This is a genomic window from Streptomyces sp. ADI96-02, assembly GCF_003846185.1.
Taxonomy (GTDB): Bacteria; Actinomycetota; Actinomycetes; order Streptomycetales; family Streptomycetaceae; genus Streptomyces.
On the sequence record NZ_ML123034.1, the window covers coordinates 4544852 to 4567194 of the forward strand.

21 protein-coding genes, 1 tRNA gene and 1 pseudogene are annotated in these 22343 nt (G+C 73.1%); 15 read left to right on the plus strand and 8 right to left on the minus strand.

The genetic code is table 11. The annotated features are described in order from the left end of the window. Nucleotides 1-208 precede the first annotated feature (208 nt). Nucleotides 209-2380 carry a tetratricopeptide repeat protein gene (locus EES43_RS20170; protein WP_124270003.1) on the plus strand — a complete coding sequence of 724 codons (2172 nt, stop codon included), beginning with the start codon at nt 209-211 and terminating at the stop codon, nt 2378-2380. Between the two features lie 139 nt (nt 2381-2519). On the opposite strand, the gene EES43_RS20175 is transcribed toward EES43_RS20170, so the two are convergent. Then, nucleotides 2520-4118 carry an MFS transporter gene (locus EES43_RS20175; RefSeq protein ID WP_124270004.1) on the minus strand — a complete coding sequence of 533 codons (1599 nt, stop codon included), beginning with the start codon at nt 4116-4118 and terminating at the stop codon, nt 2520-2522. A 273-nt stretch (nt 4119-4391) separates the two neighbouring features. On the opposite strand from EES43_RS20175, the gene EES43_RS20180 reads away from it, so the two are divergent. Further along, nucleotides 4392-4955 (plus strand): COG4315 family predicted lipoprotein, encoded by a 564-nt coding sequence (locus EES43_RS20180; protein ID WP_241192483.1) that lies wholly within the window; start codon nt 4392-4394, stop codon nt 4953-4955. A 147-nt stretch (nt 4956-5102) separates the two neighbouring features. Beyond that, nucleotides 5103-5176, plus strand: a tRNA-Met gene (locus tag EES43_RS20185). Nucleotides 5177-5327: 151 nt separating this feature from the next. Here the strand turns inward: EES43_RS20185 and EES43_RS20190 are convergent. After that, nucleotides 5328-5747 carry a Fur family transcriptional regulator gene (locus tag EES43_RS20190; protein ID WP_124270006.1) on the minus strand — a complete coding sequence of 140 codons (420 nt, stop codon included), beginning with the start codon at nt 5745-5747 and terminating at the stop codon, nt 5328-5330. Between the two features lie 188 nt (nt 5748-5935). Here EES43_RS20190 and EES43_RS20195 point away from each other — a divergent pair, with 188 nt between their 5' ends. Continuing rightward, nucleotides 5936-7387: a catalase gene (locus tag EES43_RS20195; protein WP_124270007.1), complete on the plus strand. Its 1452-nt coding sequence runs from the start codon at nt 5936-5938 to the stop codon at nt 7385-7387. Nucleotides 7388-7474: 87 nt separating this feature from the next. Here the strand turns inward: EES43_RS20195 and EES43_RS20200 are convergent, their stop codons facing one another. Beyond that, the gene (locus EES43_RS20200; RefSeq protein WP_124270008.1) at nt 7475-7876 is read right to left on the minus strand and encodes a CBS domain-containing protein; all 402 of its coding nucleotides are present in this window, start codon (nt 7874-7876) and stop codon (nt 7475-7477) included. A 201-nt stretch (nt 7877-8077) separates the two neighbouring features. Further along, nucleotides 8078-8875 carry a histidinol-phosphatase gene (gene hisN, locus EES43_RS20205; protein ID WP_124270009.1) on the minus strand — a complete coding sequence of 266 codons (798 nt, stop codon included), beginning with the start codon at nt 8873-8875 and terminating at the stop codon, nt 8078-8080. A gap of 136 nt (nt 8876-9011) precedes the next feature. Between hisN and EES43_RS20210 the strand changes: the two are divergent. After that, nucleotides 9012-9476 (plus strand): annotated as a pseudogene (locus EES43_RS20210) (TetR family transcriptional regulator); the annotation flags it as partial. 395 nt (nt 9477-9871) lie between these two features. On the opposite strand, the gene EES43_RS20215 reads toward EES43_RS20210, so the two are convergent. The 4 genes from EES43_RS20215 to EES43_RS20230 all read right to left on the minus strand — a co-directional run bounded on the left by EES43_RS20215 (nt 9872) and on the right by EES43_RS20230 (nt 13558). Continuing rightward, entirely contained in the window at nt 9872-10195 is a 324-nt protein-coding gene (locus EES43_RS20215) for a DMT family transporter (protein WP_124270010.1), read from the minus strand. Nucleotides 10196-10356: 161 nt separating this feature from the next. Beyond that, on the minus strand, nt 10357-11373 hold the full coding sequence (gene rsgA, locus EES43_RS20220; RefSeq protein WP_124270011.1) for a ribosome small subunit-dependent GTPase A: 1017 nt from the start codon (nt 11371-11373) through the stop codon (nt 10357-10359). 4 nt (nt 11374-11377) lie between these two features. Beyond that, entirely contained in the window at nt 11378-12718 is a 1341-nt protein-coding gene (aroA, locus tag EES43_RS20225) for a 3-phosphoshikimate 1-carboxyvinyltransferase (RefSeq protein WP_124270012.1), read from the minus strand. 126 nt (nt 12719-12844) lie between these two features. Next, nucleotides 12845-13558, minus strand: coding sequence for a M50 family metallopeptidase (locus EES43_RS20230; RefSeq protein ID WP_124270013.1), 714 nt, complete (start codon nt 13556-13558; stop codon nt 12845-12847). Nucleotides 13559-13611: 53 nt separating this feature from the next. Between EES43_RS20230 and EES43_RS20235 the strand changes: the two genes are divergently transcribed. From EES43_RS20235 to EES43_RS20280, 10 genes are all read left to right on the plus strand, one after another. Then, the gene (locus EES43_RS20235; protein ID WP_124270014.1) at nt 13612-14427 is read left to right on the plus strand and encodes an SOS response-associated peptidase; all 816 of its coding nucleotides are present in this window, start codon (nt 13612-13614) and stop codon (nt 14425-14427) included. 31 nt (nt 14428-14458) lie between these two features. After that, complete coding sequence (locus EES43_RS20240) at nt 14459-15100, plus strand: alpha/beta hydrolase family protein (RefSeq protein ID WP_124270015.1); 642 nt, start codon at nt 14459-14461, stop codon at nt 15098-15100. Between the two features lie 288 nt (nt 15101-15388). Further along, nucleotides 15389-16045 carry a sigma-70 family RNA polymerase sigma factor gene (locus tag EES43_RS20245; protein WP_007458152.1) on the plus strand — a complete coding sequence of 219 codons (657 nt, stop codon included), beginning with the start codon at nt 15389-15391 and terminating at the stop codon, nt 16043-16045. After that, nucleotides 16042-16362 carry a mycothiol system anti-sigma-R factor gene (gene rsrA, locus EES43_RS20250; protein WP_124270017.1) on the plus strand — a complete coding sequence of 107 codons (321 nt, stop codon included), beginning with the start codon at nt 16042-16044 and terminating at the stop codon, nt 16360-16362. The genes EES43_RS20245 and rsrA overlap by 4 nt, the downstream gene beginning before the upstream one ends. A gap of 96 nt (nt 16363-16458) precedes the next feature. Next, complete coding sequence (locus tag EES43_RS20255) at nt 16459-17886, plus strand: HD-GYP domain-containing protein (RefSeq protein ID WP_124270018.1); 1428 nt, start codon at nt 16459-16461, stop codon at nt 17884-17886. Next, complete coding sequence (locus tag EES43_RS20260) at nt 17883-19169, plus strand: HD-GYP domain-containing protein (RefSeq protein WP_124270019.1); 1287 nt, start codon at nt 17883-17885, stop codon at nt 19167-19169. Before EES43_RS20255 ends, EES43_RS20260 begins: the two co-directional genes overlap by 4 nt. 92 nt (nt 19170-19261) lie before the next feature. Further along, the gene (locus EES43_RS20265; protein WP_124270020.1) at nt 19262-20257 is read left to right on the plus strand and encodes a tetratricopeptide repeat protein; all 996 of its coding nucleotides are present in this window, start codon (nt 19262-19264) and stop codon (nt 20255-20257) included. Nucleotides 20258-20357: 100 nt separating this feature from the next. Continuing rightward, complete coding sequence (gene def / locus EES43_RS20270; RefSeq protein WP_124270021.1) at nt 20358-20996, plus strand: peptide deformylase; 639 nt, start codon at nt 20358-20360, stop codon at nt 20994-20996. A 227-nt stretch (nt 20997-21223) separates the two neighbouring features. Then, nucleotides 21224-22063 carry a helix-turn-helix domain-containing protein gene (locus EES43_RS20275; RefSeq protein WP_124270022.1) on the plus strand — a complete coding sequence of 280 codons (840 nt, stop codon included), beginning with the start codon at nt 21224-21226 and terminating at the stop codon, nt 22061-22063. After that, complete coding sequence (locus EES43_RS20280; RefSeq protein WP_124270023.1) at nt 22060-22269, plus strand: DUF397 domain-containing protein; 210 nt, start codon at nt 22060-22062, stop codon at nt 22267-22269. Before EES43_RS20275 ends, EES43_RS20280 begins: the two co-directional genes overlap by 4 nt. Nucleotides 22270-22343: the final 74 nt, after the last annotated feature.

Here is a 22343-nt window from a genome sequence, read left to right on the forward strand (position 1 = left end):
AAGACGAAGGCCCGGATCCTTATGGGATCCGGGCCTTCGTCATGTCGCCGTGTCCTTCGCAGTTCAGGGGCGTGAAGAGCGTTTTGCTGGGCACGAGTTGGGTTCGAGCGTGTTTGACTTGTCTCTCTGTGGGCAAGTCGACAAAACGCTGAAGTGACCTCACTGGCCGCGATATACCAGGTGTACGCGGGTTACAGGTGGTGCGACGATGGTATTTATGGGGGACAGGGCAACTCTGTTGGAGACAGGGCGGTTTGTGCAGCGGCGCGGCCAAGATGTGGAATCGGCGGCGGACGCGTTCCTCGCGGCCGGCGTCGCGACGACGGTCGGAACGAGGTTCGGCACACCCGCCGCAGGGAACGCCGACAGCTCGCACGACACGGGCTCCGCAGCCGGCGCTGCGGCGGCCCGGGGCAGGGGGCGGACCACGGTCGAGACCGCGAAGGCCCCGGACGGCGTCGCCGCCGCGACCGGGCACACCGCTTCCGCCACGGCTGCGAGCGGCCCCGACACGGGCACCACGGACGCGGTCGACGCGGCGGACAGCGCCGCGGAGGAGGCGCGCCACCGCCGCGCGGCCGAGGCCGGCGACACCGCGTCCATGAGCGTGCTGGGCGCGCTGCTGCTGCGCCGGGGCGAGCTGGACGCCGCCGAGACGTACCTGCGCGCCGCGACCGCCGACGGCGACCGGGCCGCCGCCAACAACCTGGGCGTCCTGCTGCACCAGCGCGGCTACCCGGACGAGGCCGCCGGCTGGTGGCGCGTCGCCGCCGTGGCCGGGTCCGCCGCCGCGGCCCATGCCCTGGGCCGCCACTTCCGCGAGCGCGGGGACGAGCCCGGCGCCGAGTACTGGCTGCGCCAGTCCGCCGAGCAGGGCCACGCGCTGGGCGCCTACGCGCTGGCCGACCTCCTGGAGCACCGCAGCGACGTCGGCGCTGAACGCTGGCTGCGCGCGGCGGCCGAGCAGGGGCACCGGGAGGCCGCCTACCGGCTGGCCCGCACCCTGGAGCGGAACGCCGTCGAGGACCCCTACGACGCCTTCGGGCTGGGCCGCGGGCCCGGCTCCGGCCGGTCCGGCCGCGACCTCGGCCGCCCCGCCGAACCGCCCGCCCGCGACGGCGCCGAGCGCAAGGCCGGCGGCGACAGCCCCGTCGCGGGCCCGGCCGCCGGCCGGATCGGCGAGGCCGAGCAGTGGTACCGCCAGGCGGCGGCCCGCGGGCACCGCCGCGCCGCCCTGCACCTCGGCGCGATCCTGGAGCAGCGCGGCGAGCTGAAGGAGGCCGGCCGCTGGTACCTCACCTCCGCCAAGGACGGTGAGCCGCGCGCCGCCTGCGCTCTCGGCTTCCTGCTGCGCGACGCCGGTGACGAGGAGAGCGCCGCCGTGTGGTGGCTGCGCGCCGCCCAGGACGGCGACGGCAACGCGGCCAACGCCCTGGGCGCGCTGCACGCCGCGCGCGGTGAGCAGCAGACCGCCGAGCGGTGGTACCGGGCCGCCATGGACGCCGGCGACGTCAACGGGGCGTACAACCTCGGGCTGCTGTGCGCCGCCCAGGACCGTACGCCGCAGGCCGAGCAGTGGTACCGCCGCGCCGCCTACGCCGGGCACCGCGAGGCCGCCAACGCCCTCGCCGTCCTCCTCCTCCAGGCCGGCGACCACACGGGGGCGGAGCCGTGGTTCTCCAAGGCGGCCGAGGCGGGCAGCGTGGACGCCGCGTTCAACCTCGGCATCCTGCACGCCGGACGCGACGAGGACCGCACCGCGCTCGGCTGGTACGAGCGGGCCGCGGCGGCTGGGCACACGGACGCCGCGCTCCAGGTCGCCATGGCCCTGCTGCGCGACGGCGAGGACCGCGAGGCCGAGCGGCACCTGCGCTGCGCGGCGGGCGGGGGCAGCGCCGAGGCGGCGTTCCGGCTGGCCGGGGTGCTGGACGCGCGGCAGCCGCCGCCGGGACCGCCCGCGCTGGGCGAGCCGATGCCGGAGAAGACCGAGTGCGAGGAGTGGTACGAGCGCGCCGCCCAGCAGGGCCACCGCCGCGCCCAGGTCCGGGTCGGCATGCTCGCCGCCGCGCGCGGGGACGTGGAGAGCGCCGCCCACTGGTACCGCGAGGCCGCCGAGGCGGGTAGCCGCAACGGAGCCTTCAACCTCGGTCTGCTGCTGGCCCGCGAGGGCAGCGAGCGCGAGGCCGCCCTGTGGTGGAGCCGCGCGGCGAACGCCGGGCACGGCCGCGCCGCGCTGCGTCTGGCGCTGCTCGCGGCCCGTCGCGGCGAGCTGGCCGAGGGCAAGCGGTGGTGCGCGCGGGCCGTGGAGCTGGGTCCCGCCGAGGTGGCCGAGCGCGCTGCGCGGCTCCAGGAGGCCCTGCACCAGGAGCTGACGGCCTGAGGGGCCTCGTCCCCCGAGGCTCTTCTCCGAGGCTTCGAGGCTCCCGGGCCCCGCGTCCCCGTCGTTCCTGGCGGCTGGGACGCGGGCCGGCGGACGGGGCCGCGGGGGCGCGGGGGCGGTCCGCCGCGAAGAGGCCCTGTCACCCGGCCGGTTCGGGGCCGGTCGCCGGTCCGGCCGTCGCGGCCTCCTCGGCCGCGCGGGCCCGGGGGGACTTCCCGTTGATCATGACGGCCCCGATGACCGCCGCGGCGAGCAGGATGACAGCCGCCCAGGTGATGGCCACGGTGAAGCCGTGGACGGTGCCGGTGTTCACGATGTCCGCCCGCTCGGCCGGGGTCAGGACGCCTTCGCGAGCCGCGGCGGCGAGGTGACTGGTCAGGTACGTGGCGGTGACGGTGGTGGCGATCGTGTTCAGCAGGGACGTCCCGATGGAGCCGCCCACCTGCTGTGCGGTGTTGACCGTCGCCGAGGTGACGCCCGAGTCCTTGGTCGGAACGCCCATGGTGGCCGTCGAGACGATGGGCAGAAAGGTCAGACCGAGCCCGAAGCCCAGCAGGATGGTGCCCGGCAGGATGTGGCCCGCGTAGGTGGAGTGGGTGTCCAGGAACGTCAGGGTGAACATGCCGACCGCGCTCAGCAGCAGACCGGGAACCAGCAGGAGGCGCGGCGGCAGGAGCGGGAGCAGCCGGGCGGAGATCTGGGTCGAGGCGATGATGATGCCGGCCGAGAGCGGCAGGAAGGCCAGACCGGCGCTGAGCGGCGAGTACCCGAGGATGGTCTGGAGGAAGTAGGTCAGGAACAGGAACGCGCCGAACAGCCCGATCGTCGTCAGGGCCATGACGATCATCGAGCCGCCGCGGTTGCGCTCCCGGACGATGTGCAGCGGCAGCAGCGGTGCGGAGGACTTCGTCTGCCACCAGGTGAACGCGACCAGGAGGACGACGCCGATGCTGAGCACCGTCAGGACCTCGGTCGAGGACCAGCCGATCGCCTCCGCCCGGCTGAACCCGTACACGATCGCGACGAGGCCGCCGCTGCCGAGGACGACCCCGGGGATGTCCAGGTGCGCGCCCTTGGTGCCCGCACGGTCCTTGAGCAGCAGCATCGCTCCGATGACCGCGAAGAGGGCGATGGGGACGTTCACGTAGAGGCACCAGCGCCAGCTGAGCCATTCGGTGAGGATGCCGCCGAGCAGCAGCCCGATGGCCGAGCCGCCGCCCGCGATGGCGCTGAAGATGCCGAAGGCCTTCGCCCGGTCCTTCCCCGACGGGAAGGTCGTGGTGAGCAGCGAGAGGGCGGACGGAGCCAGCAGCGCGGCGAAGACGCCCTGGAGCGCCCGGGAGAGGAAGATCATCTCCTGGCCGACGGACGCGCCGCCGAGCGCGGAGGCCCCGGCGAAGCCGATGAGGCCGATGATGAACGTGCGCTTGCGGCCGACGAGGTCGGCGATCCGGCCGCCGAGGAGCAGGAGCCCCCCGAACGCCAGGGTGTACGCGGTGATCACCCACTGGCGGTTCCCGTTGCTGATGCCCAGCGCGCGCTGGGCCGAGGGGAGCGCGATGTTCACGATCGTGGCGTCGAGCACCACCATGAGCTGCGCGGTCGCGATGACGGTCAGCGCCCACCAGCGGTGCGGATCGGGTTCGTCCCCCGCCGGACCGGGGAGGCGGGGCCGCGGATCGCTCGGCGGGCCGCCCCGCGTCCCGCCCGGCGGCCCGGAATCCGATGGATCGTTCATCGTCGTCTTCCTTCGCAGTGGACCTCCGCCGCCGCGTTCCGGCGGATCGGCGTGCAGATCAGAACACCATGAATCGGGCGTTCTTGCCCCTTTGCAGGTGCAGGGGCGTGACGGAGCACCGGACGGCCCCGTCCAGGTGGCCGGTCTCCGGCGACTGCTGTCGACTGGTGCCCGGCGGCGCCGCTCGGGCGCCCGCGCGCTGCTCGCAGGGGCAGCCGGATGCTTGACCGGATGTGTGAGGAGTCCCTGATGAGACGCCCTACCAGGAGGGTCGTGACCCTGGCTTCCGCCGTGCTGGCGGTGGCCGTGGCGACCGGATGCTCCGGCGGCGGGAGCGGCCGGGACAGTGCGCGGGAGGCGGACGCGGGCACCGGCGCGCGGGCCGAGGGCCGCCCGGTCGAGGCCCCCGCCGCCGCGTCCTCGTCCCCCGCCGCCTCTTCGTCGCCCGCACCGACGGTGTCGGTCAGGAAGACCACGTACGGCAAGGTGCTCGTGGACGCGAAGGGCAGGACGCTCTACGTGTTCGGCAAGGACACCAAGAACACGTCCCACTGTTCCGGCGCGTGCGCGCGGGCGTGGCCGCCGCTGCTCGACAAGACGGCGCCGACCGCCGGCGGCGGTGTCAAGGCCGGGCTGCTGAAGACGGCGACCCGCGGTGACGGCAAGAAGCAGGTGACCTACAACGGGCGTCCGCTGTACCGGTTCGACGTGGACCGGAAGGCGGGCGAGGCCAACGGCCAGGACATCGACGCCTTCGGCGCCAAGTGGTACGTGATCGGCCCCCAGGGCAAGCCGATCACCACCGAGCCGAAGACCACCAACGACAACGGCTACTGACGCGGCCGGCGACCGCCCGAGTGCCCGAGTGCCCGAGTGCCCGAGGGCGCGACCGCGCCCGGTCGCCCCCGGTCGCCCCCGGTCGCCCTCGGTCGCGGAAGTGAATTTGCACGGGTCGGCGGGGTGACGTAGTGTTGCGTTCACCGACGCGGGGTGGAGCAGCTCGGTAGCTCGCTGGGCTCATAACCCAGAGGTCGCAGGTTCAAATCCTGTCCCCGCTACTGAAAGACGAAGGCCCGGATCCTTGAGGATCCGGGCCTTCGTCTTGCTTCCGGGGCGATCCGGGCGGTTTCGGTGGGCAGCGCCGGGCGCCAACGGTACGTCCGGGCGGGTAGGCCCTCGGCGCGTACGGTCGGCCCCCGGTGCGTGCGATCAGGAGGCGGCGGCGCAGCTCGGGCAGAGGCCGCGGTACGTCACCTCGACGCCGGAGACCGTGAAGCCGTAGCGCTCGTCCGCCGGCAGGTCCGCGAGCGGGTTGCCCGCCGGGTGCACGTCCCGGATCGCGCCGCAGGCGGCGCAGACCAGGTGGTGGTGCGGGCGGTGCGCGTTCGGGTCGTACCGCTTGGCGCGGCGGTCCGTGGAGACCTCCAGCACCTCGCCGAGGGACACCATCTCGCCGAGGGTGTTGTAGACGGTGGCGCGCGAGATCTCGGGCAGCCGGTCGACGGCCCTCGCGTGAACCTCGTCCGCCGTCAGGTGCACATGGTCCCCGTCGAGGACCTCGGCCACGACACGCCGCTGCGCGGTCATGCGCCAGCCGCGTCCACGGAGTCGTTCCAGCAGGTCGCTCATGCAGCCCAGCCTAACAGTGGGGGGACCGAGTCCCGATCGGGTGTGACTTTGGATGGTCGCTTGACTTAGACATTGTCCATTGTAGGATCGGAAACGGCATACGCCAAGGGACAGGGCTGTGCAGGACACCGGACGGCGACGGATGCCGACCGGTAACGCATGTACAGGACACGACGCAGGAGGCGCACGTGACGCAGGGACCGCTCACCACGGAGGCCGGCGCGCCGGTAGCCGACAACCAGAACAGCGAGACCGCGGGCGTCGGCGGTCCGGTTCTCGTCCAGGACCAGGCGCTGCTGGAGAAGCTCGCCCACTTCAACCGGGAGCGCATCCCGGAGCGCATCGTGCACGCCCGCGGCGCCGGCGCCTACGGCACGTTCACGCTGACCCGCGACGTCTCGCAGTGGACCCGTGCGAAGTTCCTCTCGGAGGTCGGCAAGCAGACCGAGACGTTCCTGCGCTTCTCCACCGTCGCGGGCAACCTCGGCTCCGCCGACGCCGTGCGCGACCCGCGCGGCTTCGCGCTGAAGTTCTACACCGAAGAGGGCAACTACGACCTCGTCGGCAACAACACCCCGGTGTTCTTCATCAAGGACGCCATCAAGTTCCCCGACTTCATCCACACCCAGAAGCGCGACCCGTACACCGGTTCGCAGGAGGCGGACAACGTCTGGGACTTCTGGGGTCTGTCGCCGGAGTCGACGCACCAGGTGACGTGGCTCTTCGGCGACCGCGGCATCCCGGCCACGCTGCGCCACATGAACGGCTACGGTTCGCACACCTTCCAGTGGAACAACGAGGCCGGCGAGGTCTTCTGGGTCAAGTACCACTTCAAGACCGACCAGGGCATCAAGAACCTCACCACCGACGAGGCCAACCGCCTCTCCGGCGTCGACCCCGACTCGCACCAGCGCGACCTGCGCGAGGCGATCGAGCGCGGCGACTTCCCGTCCTGGACGGTGCAGGTCCAGATCATGCCGGCGGCGGACGCGGCCACGTACCGCTTCAACCCGTTCGACCTGACCAAGGTCTGGCCGCACGCGGACTACCCGCCGATCGAGATCGGCAAGCTGGAGCTCAACCGCAACCCGGAGAACATCTTCGCCGAGGTCGAGCAGTCGATCTTCAGCCCGGCGCACTTCGTGCCCGGCATCGGACCGTCCCCGGACAAGATGCTCCAGGGCCGGCTCTTCGCCTACGGCGACGCCCACCGCTACCGCGTCGGCATCAACGCCGACCACCTGCCGGTGAACCGCCCGCACGCCACCGAGGCGCGCACCAACAGCCGGGACGGCTTCCTGTACGACGGCCGCCACAAGGGCGCCAAGAACTACGAGCCGAACAGCTTCGGCGGCCCGTTCCAGACGGACCGTCCGCTGTGGCAGCCGATCCCGGTCACCGGTGACTCCGGCAACCACGAGGCCCCGGTCCACGCCGAGGACAACGACTTCGTGCAGGCCGGCGACCTCTACCGGATGATGTCGGAGGACGAGAAGGGCCGACTGGTCGACAACCTGGCCCAGTTCATCGCGAAGGTGTCGCGCGACGACATCGCCGAGCGCGCGGTGAACAACTTCCGACAGGCGGACGGCGACTTCGGCAAGCGCCTCGAAGCGGCGGTCCAGGCCCTCCGCGGCTGACCGGACGCTTGCCGTCGACGGCGGGCCGGATCCCCACGCGGGGGTCCGGCCCGCCCGTCGTCGGGGGGCGGGCGGGCCGGACCCGCGTCAGCCGGCGGTGGCGACGGCGCGGCGTCGGGCGGGCGACCAGCAGCGGATGATGTCGCGGACCGAGACGATGCCCACCGGGCCGTCGTCGTCGAGCACGATCAGATGCCGGAAGCCGCCGTGCGTCATGGCCGCCGCGGCCTCCTCCAGGGTCCAGGCCGGGGCGGCGAACACCACGTCGGTGGTGGTGTGGGCCGAGGAGGTCTCCCGGTCGGGGTCCAGACCGGAACCGATCGCGTTGAGGATGTCGCGCTCGGTGATGATGCCGAGCCCGCAGGTGTCCGGATCGTGGACGACGGCGGCCCCGATGCGGCGCGCCGACATCAGCCGGGCGGCCTGGCGGAGCGTATGGGCGGGGCCGATGGTGAGAACCACCGTACTCATGGCGTCACGGACGAGCATGGATCGAGCCACCTCCTCGGTGCATCGACTCTGTGAGCCGATTCACAAGTTCACAAGTGGGGGGACTCTCAGAGTTGCATTCCTTGGCCCAGTCAACAAGGGGCGGGTGAAGGGAGTCAGAGGGGCGTGCAAAAATACGCAACACGCCCCCCGCGCGCCTCGTGCGCCACGAACCGTCCCCAGGGGGTGGCCGGACAGGCCCTAGCGCCCGCCGAGATAGCCCAGCAGTTCGTCGTGGAGCAGCCCGTTCGAGGCCGCCGCGTCGCCGCCGTTCGGCCCGTCGACGCCGTCCAGGCCGGTGAACCGGCCGCCCGCCTCCTGCACGATGACGGCCGTCGCCGCCATGTCCCACAGCGACAGCTCCGGCTCCGCGCAGAGGTCCACCGACCCCTCGGCGACCATCATGTACGGCCAGAAATCCCCGTACCCCCGGGTCCGCCAGCAGGCCCGGGTCAACTCCATGAACCCGTCGAGCCGGCCCCGCTCCTCCCAGCCGGACAGCGAGGAGTAGGCGAAGGAGGAGTCCGCGATCCGCTCCACCTTCGACACGTGCAGCCTGCTCGCCGAGGTCAGGCTGCGGCCGGAGAACGCGCCCGCGCCCTTCGCCGCCCACCAGCGCCGCTGCAGCGCCGGGGCGGAGACCACCCCGACCACCGGCTGGAAGCCCTCGGGACCCGCCTCCGTCAGCGCGATCAGCGTGGCCCACACCGGCACGCCCCGCACGTAGTTCTTGGTGCCGTCGATCGGGTCGATCACCCAGCGCCGCGGCCCGGTGCCCTCGACCCCGTACTCCTCGCCCAGGATCGCGTCGCGCGGCCGGGCCCGGTGCAGATGGCCCCGGATCAGCTCCTCGGCGGCCTTGTCGGCCTCGCTCACCGGCGTCATGTCCGGCTTGGTCTCCACCTTCAGGTCGAGAGCCTTGAACCGGTCCATCGTCGCCGCGTCGGCGGCGTCCGCCAGCACATGGGCGAGGCGCAGATCATCGTGGTAGTCGGGCATGCCGCCACAGTATCCAGCGGCGCGGGGCGCGAGCCACCGCGCCCCCGGGGACGGGACGGGGCAGGCGCGCGGGCCCTTGACAGCCCGCGCGGGCGCCTCAACTCTGAACCGCAGGCCCCGGGCGTGGGAGGCGGCGATGCCGACAGCGCGAGAAGCCCTGCTGGACGCCGCCCGCGGGGCCGCCGCCGACCGGCCCTGGCACACGGTCCGCATGGTCGACGTCGCCGCGCTGGCGGGCGTCTCCCGGCAGACCCTCCACAACGAGTTCGGCACGAAGGACGGGCTGGCAGCGGCTCTGCTGCGACGGGCCGCCGACCGCTACCTGGCCGGTGTGGACCGCGCGCTGACCGCCGCCGCGCCCGAGCGCCCCGCCGCCGTCGCCCTCTGGACGCTCCGGGCCGCCCGGCAGGACGCGCTGCTCGCGGCGCTGCTCACCGGGGCCTGGGAGCGCGGGACGCCCCGGCCGGCCCGCGCGGGCGGCTCCGGCGGCGGACGTCCGGACCGGACGGGCCCCGCGCACCGTACGGACCGTGAGGACACCGCCGTTCCCGCCCCGGCCGAACTGCTCGCCCTGGTCCGGGACCGGATGGTGGCCGCCTCAGCCAGGCCCGAGCCCGCGCTCCGGCCCGAGCCCGCGCTCCGGCCGGACACCGCGCTCCGGCCGGACACCGCGCTCCGGCCGGACACCGCGCCCCGGCTCGCGCGTCGTCCCCCGGGACCGGCCGCGACCGCCGACGAGCAGGCCCTGTACGCCGACGAGCAGGCCCTGTACGCCGACGAGCAGGCCCTGTACGCCGACGAGCAGGCCCTGTACTACGAGGCCGTCCTGCGCCTCGCGCTCTCCCTGGTCCTCGTCCCGGCCCCGGACGACGGCCCCGCCGACGAGCCGGACCGCCACACGCTCCGGCTCGTCCGCCGGGCGGCCCGGCGGTGGGTGCGCTGAGCGGCCAGGCCCGGCGGAGGGAGCCGGGTGACCGTCCGGCCGGTCGGAAGGCGTCAGTGCGCGGAGCCGGACAGCTGGAGGCCGATCACACCGACGATCACCAGCGAGATCGAGACCAGCTTGAGCGTCGAGACGACGTCGTCCAGGAAGATCATGCCGTAGATCGCCGTCCCCGCCGCGCCGATGCCGGTCCACACCGCGTACGCCGGACCGACGTCCAGCTTCTTCAGCGCCAGGGTCAGCAGACCGAAGCTGCCGAGCGCGAACGCGCAGAACGCGACCGTGGGCCAGAGCCTGGTGAAGCCGTGCGAGAGCTTCAGGCACACGGCGAAGCCGGTTTCCAGCAGTCCCGCGACCACGACCAGGAGCCACGCCATCGTCAGTTGCCTCCCGCGTAGGTGACTGCTACGTCCCGAACGGTGCGATTATGCCCTCACCGTCCCCGGGTACTCGCAAACGTGCCCGAGGCGCACCGGGCCGATTGCCGATCAGTCGCCCTCGGGCATCAGTCGTACGCGGGCACCAGGCGCCCTTGCGATCAGTCGCCCTCGCGCCGCTCCCGCGTGGCCAGCAGCCGGCGCAGGGACTCCAGCCGCGCCGGATCGGCGTGTCCCTCGGCCACCCAGGCGTCCAGCGCGCACTCGGGCTGGTTCTCGTCGTGCGTACAGCCGCGCGGACAGTTCTCGGTGCCCGGCTGGAGGTCGGGGAAGGCGTTGATGACCCGCGACGGGTCGACGTGGTGGAGTCCGAACGAGCGGACGCCCGGAGTGTCGACCACCCAGCCCCGGTCCCCGGGCAGCGGCAGCGCGAGCGCGGAGGTGGTGGTGTGCCGGCCCCGGCCGGTGACCGCGTTGACGACACCGGTGGTCCGCCGCCGGTCCTTCGGAACCAGGGCGTTGACCAGCGTCGTCTTGCCGACTCCGGAATGCCCCACGAACGCCGTGACACGGTCGTTCAACTGCTCGCGCACCCGGTCCGCCGCGTCCCCGTTCTCCAGCTCCTCGCGGCTCGTGACGATGTACGGGACGCCGAGCGGCGTGTACGCCTCCAGTAGCTTGTCCGGCGAGGCGAGGTCGGACTTGGTCAGCACCAGGAGCGGGGTGAGGCCGCCGTCGTACGCCGCGACGAGGCAGCGGTCGATCATGCGCGGGCGGGGCTCCGGATCGGCGAGGGCGGTGACGATCGCCAGCTGGTCGGCGTTGGCGACGACCACCCGCTCGTACGGGTCGTCGTCGTCCGCCGTGCGCCGCAGCACCGTGCGCCGCTCGCCGATGCGCACGATCCGGGCCAGGGTGTCCTTCTCGCCGGAGAGGTCGCCCACGATGGAGACGGTGTCGCCCACCACGGCGGCCTTGCGGCCCAGCTCGCGGGCCTTCATCGCCACCACGGTCCGGCCGTCGACCAGGCAGGTCAGCCGGCCCCGGTCGACGGTGAGGACCATGCCCTCCTCGGCGTCCTCGTGCTTGGGCCGGATATGCGTGCGGGGCCGGTTGCCCTTGCGGTTGGGGCGGACGCGGATGTCGTCCTCGTCCGGGTTCTTGCCGTAGCGGCGCATCCCTCTAGGCCCCGAGCATTCCGGTCCACATGTCCGGGAAGTCCGGCAGGGTCTTCGCCGTCGTGCCCACGTTCTCGATCTCCACGCCCTTCACCGCCAGGCCGATGATCGCCCCGGCGGTGGCCATCCGGTGGTCGTCGTACGTGTGGAAGACGCCGCCGTGCAGCGGGCGGGGCCGGATGTGCAGGCCGTCGGCCGTCTCCGTGACGTCGCCGCCCAGCTCGTTGATCTCCTTGGTCAGCGCGGCCAGCCGGTCCGTCTCGTGCAGCCGCAGGTGCGCGACGCCGCTCAGGGTGGAGGGCGAGTCGGCCAGCGCGGCCACCGCCGCGATGCCCGGCGTCAGCTCTCCGACCTCGCCCAGATCGACGTCGATGCCGTGGACGCGGCCCGTACCGGTGAAGGTCAGTCCGCTCTCGGTCAGCTCGCAGGAGCCGCCCATCGCGGTGAAGATCTCGCGCAGAGCGTCCCCCGGCTGCGTGGTGTGCTCGGGCCAGTCCGGGATCGTCACCCGGCCGCCGGTCACCAGGGCCGCGGCCAGGAACGGCTGCGCGTTGGACAGGTCCGGCTCGACCGTAAGATCGCGCCCCAGCAGGGCGGAGGGCGAGACCCGCCAGACGTTCGGCTCGCCGCCCGTCTCCGGCTCGTCGACCTGCGCGCCCACGGCCCGCAGCATGTCCACGGTCATCCGGATGTGCGGCATCGAGGGCAGCGTGGCGCCGGTGTGGCGGACCTCCACGCCCTGGTTGAAGCGCGCCCCCGACAACAGCAGCGCCGAGACGAACTGCGAGGAGGAGGACGCGTCGATGGCCACCGGCCCGCCGTCCAGCGCGCCGCCGCCGTGCACGGTCAGCGGCAGCGCCCCGCGCCCGTCGTCGTCGATCCGGGCCCCGAGGGCCCGCAGCGCCTCGATCACACCGGTCAACGGGCGCTCGTAGGAGCGCGGGTCGCCGTCGAAGCGCACCGCGCCGTCGGCGAGCGTGGCGACCGGCGGCAGGAAGCGCATGACCGTACCGGCGTTGCCGACGTCCACCGCGGCGGGGCCGAGCAGCCCGGCCGGGATGATCCGCCACGCCTCGCCGGAACCGTCCGGAGCGCCCGCGGCCGTGGAACTGGAGGAGACCGTCTCCTCGATGCCCACGCCCATCGCGCGCAGCGCCTCGGCCATCAGCAGGGTGTCGCGGGAGCGCAGCGGGCGGCGCAGCCAGCCCGGCTCGGAGGCGAGCGCGGCCAGGACGAGCGCGCGGTTGGTGACCGATTTGGATCCGGGCACGGTGACGGTGGCGTCGACGGCTCCGCTCGCGTGAGGGGCGGGCCAGAGGGCGGGGTGCACGGAACTTTCGGTCATGGGCATCACTTTAGTGGCTCCGCGCAAACCCGGATCGTGATCAAAAGGGCGGAAACCGGTCCGTAACGAAAGCATGGTACGGACCGGAGGCCGGGATCGCGGCCCTCACAGCCCGAGCAGCCGCTCTCACAGCCCGAGCAGCCACCGGCCGCCGCCGATCAGCGAACACAGCGACACCGCGTGGAAGAGGAACAGCCACAGGGCCGCGGGCGCGTCCGTCAGGCGCGCCAGCTGGTCCGGGTCGGAGTCCGGCGCCCCGCCGTGCCGCCGCTTGGACTGGAGCTCGAAGGGCGGGCGCACCCCGCCCAGCAGCAGGAACCACACCGCCGCGTACGCGAACGCCGACTGCACGTCGGACGAGGTCAGCCAGGACACCAGCAGGAAGACGCCGCCCGTCAGGATGACGGTGAGGGCCCCGTACAGGTTGCGGATCATCACCAGCATCGCGGCCAGCAGGGCCGTCGCCAGCCACAGCAGCAGCGTGATCCGCCCGTCGGCGAGCAGCCACGCGCCGCCCAGGCCGAGGAGCGAGGGAGCCGTGTACCCCGCCGCCGCCGTGAGGATCATGCCGATCCCCGTCGGCTTGCCGCGGCTCACGGTCAGACCGCTGGTGTCCGAGTGGAGCCGGATGCCGGAGAGCCTGCGCCCGGTGAGCAGGGCCACCAGGCCGTGGCCGCCCTCGTGCGCGATGGTGATCGCGTTGCGCGACAGCCGCCACAGGGCGTTCGGCACGACGGCGATCAGCGCGGCCGTGGCGGTCACGACCACCAGCCACTGCTCGGGCGCGGACTGGGTGCCGGCGAGGCGATCCCACAGATCGCCCCATTCGGTGCTGTTCATCGGCCGGGCGACTCCTTGCGGCGAGGGCGGGCGGTCGTGGCAGTCTGGCACTTATGTGCGGACGGTATGCGGCCAGTCGGCGGCCCGAGGACCTGACCGGACTCTTCGGGGTCGAGAAGTGGGAACCCACCGAGACCCTGGAGCCGGACTGGAACGTGGCGCCGACCAAAGAGGTCTACGCGGTACTGGAACGTCCTGCTAAGGACGCGGACGACCGCCGTCCGGTTCGCCAGCTGCGCGTACTGAAATGGGGACTCGTACCGTCCTGGTCGAAGACGACCGAGGGCGCGGCCCGCATGATCAACGCGCGGGCGGAGACCGTGCACGAGAAGCCGTCCTTCCGCGGCGCGTTCGCCCAGCGCCGCTGCGTCCTGCCCGCCGACGGCTACTACGAGTGGGTCACCGGGGCCGACGAACGGCAGCTGGAGGAGCAGGGGAAGAGGAAGCGGGGCCGCAAGCAGCCCTACTTCGTCACTCCCGCCGACGGCTCGGTCCTCGCGATGGCCGGACTGTACGAGTTCTGGCGCGACCCGGCCCTGCCGCCCGACCACGAGGCCGCCTGGTGGGTGACCTGCTCGGTGATCACCACCGAGGCCGAGACCACCCCGCTGGCCGTGGCTCCCGCCGAGGGTCCGTCCGCGCTCGCCGACATCCACCCGCGCATGCCGCTGATGCTCACCCCGGACCGCTGGGACGCCTGGCTCGACCCGGCGCACACCGACGCGGACGGCCTGCGCGCGCTGCTGGAGCCGCCGCCGGGCGGGCTGATGCGCGCCTACCCGGTGGCCACCGCCGTCAGCAACGTCCGCAACAACGGGCCCGAACTGCTGGAGGAGCTGGCCGCGCCGGAGGAGGCCACCCTGTTCTGATCCGGCGGCGGGCACGGGCAGGATGGGCCGGATGAGCCCGACACCGCGCGTGCAGAACGTCACCACCGACACGGGCGAGGCCAGGATCACCTGGTTCGCCGCCCGGCGGCCCCGCCTCGTGCTGGCCGCGAGCCATGGAGCCGGCGGCGGGATCGAGGCCCGCGACCTGCGGGCCCTGGCCGCCGCCCTGCCCGGCCGGGGCGTCACCGTCGCCCTGGTGGAGCAGCCCTGGCGGGTCGCGGGCAGGAAGCTCGCGCCCGCCCCGAAGACCCTGGACAGCGGCTGGCGCGGCCTGTGGCCCGCCCTCGCCGCCGCCGGGCCCCCGGTCGTCGCGGGCGGGCGCAGCGCCGGCGCACGGGTCGCCTGCCGCACCGCCGCCGGACTGGGCGCCCGCGCGGTCCTCGCGCTCAGCTTCCCGCTGCACCCGCCGGGCCGGCCGGAGAGGTCCCGCGCCGGTGAACTGCTGGGCACCGAGCTGGACACCCTGGTCGTACAGGGCGGCAACGACCCGTTCGGCCGCCCCGCCGAATTCCCGCCCGGACCCTACGGACTCGCGGAGGTCCCGTACGGCGACCACGGCTTCGCCGTACCGAAGAGGGCCCCGGTGAGCGAGGAGGAGGCGATGGCCGTCCTCACCGGGGCCGTCGCGGCGTGGCTCGCCTCACTCGCGTGACATACGCCCCGGGAATGCGCCGTGCGGGGGCGCTGTTGTTCGGGACGTAAGCACAACAACCGTCGGTACAACGACGTCGTACGTGGAGAGGGAGTCCGTCGCATGGGTTCGACCATCTGCCCGAGCCGCTCGAACACCGCGGAACTGGAGTGGACCGTGCTGCACGCGGCGAGGACCACCCCCGCGGGTGCCGAGGGCGGATCGCATGGACAGCCCGCCTCGAAGCAAGGTCGACTATTCTCCGATGCGAGCGGGTCCGGTTTCGGCTCCGCCACATCGTTGGAGGAGGTGGGTCCGGTCACTGGGACCGACACAGGGACCGACGACGGCCGCGCACCGGAGACGTCAGCCGAGCGCAACGCGCGCTTCGAGCGGGACGCCCTCGGTTTTCTCGACCAGATGTACTCGGCCGCGCTGCGCATGACGCGCAACCCCGCCGACGCCGAGGACCTCGTCCAGGAGACCTACGCGAAGGCGTACGGCTCGTTCCACCAGTTCCGCGAGGGCACCAACCTCAAGGCGTGGATGTACCGCATCCTCACCAACACCTTCATCAACTCCTACCGCAAGAAGCAGCGGGAGCCCCAGCGCAGTGCCGCCGAGGAGATCGAGGACTGGCAGCTGGCGCGCGCCGAGTCGCACATGTCGACCGGGCTGCGTTCGGCCGAGTCGCAGGCCCTCGACCATCTCCCGGACTCCGACGTGAAGTCGGCGCTCCAGGCGATTCCCGAGGAGTTCCGCATCGCCGTCTACCTCGCCGACGTCGAGGGCTTTGCGTACAAGGAGATCGCGGACATCATGGGGACCCCCATCGGCACGGTGATGTCCCGGCTGCACCGCGGGCGCCGTCAGCTGCGCGGAATGCTGGAGGACTACGCCCGTGAGCGCGGGCTGGTCGCGGCCGGCGCCGGTGACTCGGACGATCGGAAAGGCTCGGCCTCATGAGCTGCGGAGAGCCGCACGAGACGGACTGCTCAGAGGTCCTCGATCATCTCTACGAGTTCCTCGACCGGGAGATGCCCGAGGGCGACTGCACCAAGTTCGAGACGCACTTCGAGGAGTGCTCCCCGTGCCTGGAGAAGTACGGTCTCGAACAAGCCGTGAAGAAGCTCGTCAAGCGGTGCTGCGGTCAGGACGACGTACCCAGTGACCTGCGTTCCAAGGTGATGGGCCGCATCGACCTGATCAGGGCCGGTGAGGCCGTGCCCGAGCAGGACATCACCGTCGGCCCGACCGACCGGTCCACCGCCGCGCGCGAGTAGTCACCCGAAGGTGCTAACGGCACCGGTAGCCCCCCGGTGAGCCCGCCGAATCGCTAGCCTGGCGCATCCACCGACCAGGCTGGGGGCGAGTGCGGGGTGAGAGGCACACCGGCGGCGGCCCGCCTCTGCGTCCTGAGCGCGGCGACCGGGGCCGCGGCCTGCGTCATCCCGGCGTGCGCGCCCGGGGCCCGCACCCCCTGGGGCACGCTCGGACTGCTCGCCGCCCTCTCCATCGCCTGCGAACTCGCCGGCCGCCGCCTCGCGGGCGGCTCGCCCCGCACCGGGGCCGGGTCGTTCTTACCGCTGCTGCCGGTCGCCGCCTTCCTGCTCCCGCCCTCGGCCGCCGCGCTGGCCGCCGCGGCCGGATCGCTCATCGGCCGGGTGGAACAGCCGCCCGTCGCGGCCCGCCGGATCTGGCGGGCCGCCCAGCTCGCCCTCGCCTGCTGCGCCGCCTCCTGGACCCACGCGCTCCTCGGCGGCCCCGCCACCCTCGGCGGCGCGGGAGCTCCCGGCGGCGCGGGAGTCCCCGGCGGCGCGGGAGTCCCCGGCGGCGCGGGAGCTCCCGGCCCCGCCGCCGACTTCCCGTACGCCCTGCTGCCCGCCGCCGGGGCCGCCCTCGCCTTCAGCCTGGTCCTCACCGCCCTGGACGGCTTCATCCTCGCGGCGGCCGAGCGGCGGCCCATCGCCCGGTCCTGGCGCACGCTGCTGCCCCGCGCCCTCGGCCCGCACCTGGTGCACGCGCTCGTCGGGCTGATGATGGCCGCCCTGTGGCGCAGCTCGTACGGGCCGGTCCCCGCGCTCTTCGTCCTGCTGCCCATGTACCTCTCCTCCTGGGTCTTCGCCCAGTACCACCGCGAGGACGCGGCGCACCGCGCCACCATCCGCGCCCTGGTCCACGCCGTCGACATCAAGGACGCCTACACCCGGGGCCACAGCGAGCGGGTGGGCCGCGCCTCCGTCCTGATCGGCCGTGAACTCGGCATGGACGAGGGACGCCTGGAGGGGCTGCGGTTCGCCGGCATCCTCCACGACATCGGAAAGCTCGGCGTCCCGACCCGGGTGCTGCGCAAGGACGGTCCGCTCACCCCGGAGGAGCGGCGCGTCATGGAACTGCACCCGGAGTACGGGCACGAGATCGTGCGGGGCATCGGCTTCCTGGACGAGGCCCGCGCCGCGATCCTGCACCACCACGAACGGCTCGACGGCACCGGCTACCCCTACGGACTCAGCGGCGGGGCCATCCCCGAGTTCGCCCGGGTCGTCGCCGTCGCCGACGCCTTCGACGCCATGACCTCGACCCGCTCCTACCGGCGGGCCCGGCCGGTGCCCGCCGCGCTCGCCGAGCTGAAGCGGTGCGCGGGCAGCCAGTTCGACCCGGTGATGGTGCGGGCGCTGGACCGAGGGCTGGAGCGGCACGGCTGGAGCGCCGCCGACACCGCCGTCACCGCGGACGAACCGCGCGCACCGGTGCCCCGGACCCGGGCCGGGACCGACGCGCGGCCCTCCCCGGAGCGTTCCGGGTGAGGGGCGGCGAGGCGCGCGACGCCCCCGCCCCGGCCGTCCTCGCGGTCCGCGCCGCGGCGCTCGCCCTGACCCTGGCCGCGCTCGCCCACACCCTGACGCGCGGTCTCGTCGAACCGGGCCACGCCCTGGCGTTCGCGGCCGTCGTCGCCGCCGGAGAACCGGCCCGCCGGGGCGCCGCGCCCGGAGAGCGGGAACCGGCGCCGCTCGCCGCCGCCGGAGCCCTGGCGTACGCGCTGCTCGGGCGCAGCGGGGGCGAGCCGACCGCGCACGGCGCTCCCCAGGTGGTCACCGTCGTCGTCGTGGCGCAGGCCGTCGCCGCCCTGCCGTTCCTGGCCCGGGGCCGCCGCCCGGACCTCGACCGGGCGGCCCGCCGGGTGCTCACCGTCGCCTTCGCCGCCGTCTGCTTCCAGCCGCTGTACGACTCCGGGCAGGCGGAGCGCTGGTTCGGCGAAGGGCTGTACTTCGCGCTGTTCCTGCTCGCCCTGCTGGCGCTGACCGCCGTGTGCGACGCGCTGCTCGCCGCCCTCCTCGCCCGTGCGCGGGCCCGGCCGTACGGCTGCGCCGCCCCGCCGCCGTACGGCCCGTTCCTCGGCGACGAGCTGCGGGGGCTCACCGGGATCGGGCCGGCGGTCGGGGCCACCGGGGTCGTGATGGCGCTGGGAGTCGCGGTCGCCGGACTGTGGGCGCTGCCCGTCCTGTGCGTGCCGCTGCTGCTGACGCAGGTCTCCTTCCGCCGCTACGCCGCCGTCCGCGCCACCCGCCGGCAGACGATCGCCTCGCTCGCCCGCGCCACCGAGGTCGCCGGGTACGCCCCGCCCGGCCACGCCCGCCGGGTCGCCTCGCTGGCGGTGGCCGTCGGCCGCGAGCTGGGGCTGACCGGGGAGCGGCTGACCGTGCTGGAGTACGCGGCGCTGATGCACGACATCGGCCGGCTGTCCCTGGTCGACCCGGTCGCCGCCGGGGCCACCGCCGGGCTGCCGGTGGCCGAGCAGCGGCGGATCGCGCTGCTCGGCGGAGCCGTGGTCCGGCGGACCGGGGTGGCGGCGGAGGTCGCGGCAGTGGTGGAGCAGCAGGCCGATCCGTACCGGGAACAACTGCCCGCCGCCAGGATCGTCAGAACGGTCAACGCGTACGAGGAGCTGTGCGGGGAAGGCGTGAGCGGCCCGCTGGGGGCCCTGGAGCGGCTGAGGCTCGGCACCGGACACGACTACCAGCCGCAGGTGGTGGAGGCGCTGGCGAGAGTCCTGGCGCGAGGCGGTCTGACCCGGGCCGGAGCTGGGTAACCCATGGGTAATGAGCGGGCGTCCGGCCGGGCATGGTTGGATGCGAAAGCAGAGCGGAAAACGAGGGTGTCCAGTCGGGACAGGCGGGAATCGTGAGGATCTTCGGGAAGGTACGGCATCGGCCGTCCGCCTCGTGGCGGCAGGCCACCGACCGCGCGTTCACGCTGATCGGCGACGGCCGGTACGAGGACGCGGGGGCGCTGCTGACGCGTGCGGCGGATCTGGAGCCCTGGCTCTCGGAGTCCTGGTTCAATCTGGCGCTGCTGCACAAGTTCCGGCACGACTGGGAGCAGGCGAGAGCGGCGGGCCTGCGGGCCGTCGCGCTGCTCGACCGGGAGTCCGGGGCGCCCGACTGGTGGAACGTCGGCATCGCCGCCACCGCGCTCCAGGACTGGCCGCTGGCGCGGCGGGCCTGGCAGGCGTACGGGCTCAAGGTGCCCGGCGGCGGGCAGCACGGCGCGGCGACCACCGAGCCGACGGGCATGGAGCTGGGCAGCGCGGCGGTACGGCTGTCGCCCGAGGGCGAGGCCGAGGTGGTCTGGGGTCGCCGGCTCGATCCGGCCCGCATGGAAGTCCTGTCGATCCCCCTGCCGTCCTCCGGGCGGCGCTGGGGCGAGGTCGTGCTGCACGACGGCGTGCCCAACGGCGAGCGGGTCACCGCCGCCGGGCCCGCCTATCCGGTCTTCGACGAGATCGAGCTGTGGGCGCCCTCGCCGGTGCCGACCTGGGTGGTGCTGCTGGAGGCGGCCACCGAGGAGGACCGGGACGCGCTGGAGCAGCTGGCCTCGGACGCCGGGTTCGCCGCCGAGGACTGGTCGTCCTCCGTACGGCTGCTCTGCCGGGCCTGCTCGGAGAGCCGGATGGAGAGCGACGAGGGCGACGGGGAGCACCTGGACCCGCACGACCACAGCGAGCCGGGCCATCCGGGGCCGCTGGGCCACCGCACGGCCGGCGGAGGGGACCTGTGGGTGCCGGAGCGCGAGTGCGGTCTGGCCGCGCCCGCCGGGCTGGTGCGCGGACTGCTGGACGGCTGGGTCGCAGACAGCCCGGACAGCCGCGAGTGGCGCGATCTCGAAGAAGTCTGCTGACCGCTGCCCGTAGGCTGTACGGGCACCGATCGCGGTGCGGTGTTTCCCGGGCTTCCCGGGTTCCCCGGGTTCAGGTTTTGCAGGAAGGCGTACGGCGGACATGGCGCAGCAGGAGACGGACGGGCGGATCGGCGTGGACGACGAGGGGTTCATCGTCGACACCGAGGACTGCGAGGCGCGCGAGGCGGCGTACCGGGAGCGCGGCACGTCGCGTCCGATCACGGTCGTGGGCAACCCGGTGCTGCACAAGGAGTGCAAGGACGTCACCGAGTTCGGCGACGAGTTGGCGCAGCTGATCGACGACATGTTCGCCAGCCAGAAGACGGCCGAGGGCGTGGGCCTGGCGGCCAACCAGATCGGTGTCGACCTCAAGGTCTTCGTCTACGACTGCCCCGACGACGACGGCAACCGCCACACCGGCGTGGTCTGCAACCCGGTCCTGGAGGAGCTGCCCCCCGAGGCGCGGGTGCTGGACGACTCCAACGAGGGCTGCCTCTCGGTCCCGACCGCGTACGCCTCCCTCGCCCGCCCCGACTACGCGGTGGTGCGCGGCCAGGACGCGAAGGGCAACCCGATCAAGGTGCGGGGCAGCGGTTACTTCGCGCGCTGCCTCCAGCACGAGACGGACCACCTCTACGGCTACCTCTACATCGACCGCCTCTCCAAGCGGGACCGCAAGGACGCGCTGCGGCAGATGGAGGAGGGCACGCCGCGCTACGAGGTCGTCGCCAACGACTGAGGACGCCACCCACTCCCGCACAGGGCACAGGGGCCTGGCACCGGCTGCTGACGGTGCCGGGCCCCTGTGATGTCACCAGGCTCAACTCCTCCGTATTCGGACGGGCGTTCACGCCGTCCACCCATGGCTCCTCTCTGTAGCCGTTCGGCTACCGGGTCGCTGCGATGTGGCCTACCGTGAAGGACCCTTCAACTCGGTCGTGGTGAAGGAAGGGGAGGGGCTACGGCATGGTCAATCGCAAGGAACTGAACCCCGGCAGCAGCCCGCGGGCGGCCTACGGCGCACGCATCCGGCGGTTTCGGGAGGCGCGGGGGTGGAGCCAGGAGGAACTGGCTCCCCGGATCGGGTACTCCAGTCAGCATGTGTCGGCCGTGGAAACGGCGCGCAAAGCGCCGACCCTGCGCTTCGCGCGCCAGTCCGACCAGGTCTTCGGCACGAACGAAACCACCGATTCGTTCGAGCGCGAGTGGGTCGAGCTGCGGCGCGGCTTCATGCTGGAGGGCTTCCCGGAGTACGTCGGGTACGAGGGCCGCGCGGTGGAGCTCCGGCTGTACAACCTCGGCATCGTTCCCGGCCTGTTGCAGACTCCGGCGTACGCGCGGGTCCTGGCCGAGAGCGCCCTGCGTCGAGGGGCGATCACGCCCGAGCAGGCTGAGGAGCGCGTCGCGTTCCTGTCGGAGCGGCAGGCGGCGCTGGTGCGCCCCCGGCCGCCCATGCTGTTCGTCATCATGGACGAGAGCTGCATCCGACGGCCCGTCGGCGGACCCGCAGTGATGAACGCCCAGCTGGACTATCTCATCGAGTTCGCCGAACTGCCCAACAGCCTGCTCCAGGTGGCGCCGTACGAGATCGGCGAGCGACGGACCTTCGATCTCCCCGTGAACATCCTGACGCTGCCGGACCGGTCCATGATGTGCTACGCCGAATCCCAGGCTCAGGGGCATCTGGACCGGGAGAGCTCGGGTGTGACGCCCATGTTGACGGCCTACCATCAACTGCAACGTGAGTCGCTGTCGACGGCAGCGTCCGTGGCCAAGATCAGCCAGTTGCGAAAGGGCACCCTGTGACGACCGAAACCCCCCGATGGTTCACGTCCTCGTACAGCAACAACGGCGGCGACTGCGTCGAGGTCGCCGCCGACCTCGTCGCCTCGTGCGGCGTCGTCCCGGTCCGTGACTCCAAGGTCGCGGGCGGTCCGGTTCTCACGGTTCCCGTCGAGGTGTTCACCGCTTTCGTCGGCGGCGTCCGGGCCGGAGAGTTCGACACCGTCTGACTCGGCGGGCGCGGAGTCGCTGTGGTGAGGACGCCGGTCACCGGGCATCCTCACCACACCGGTTGAGGCAGGGC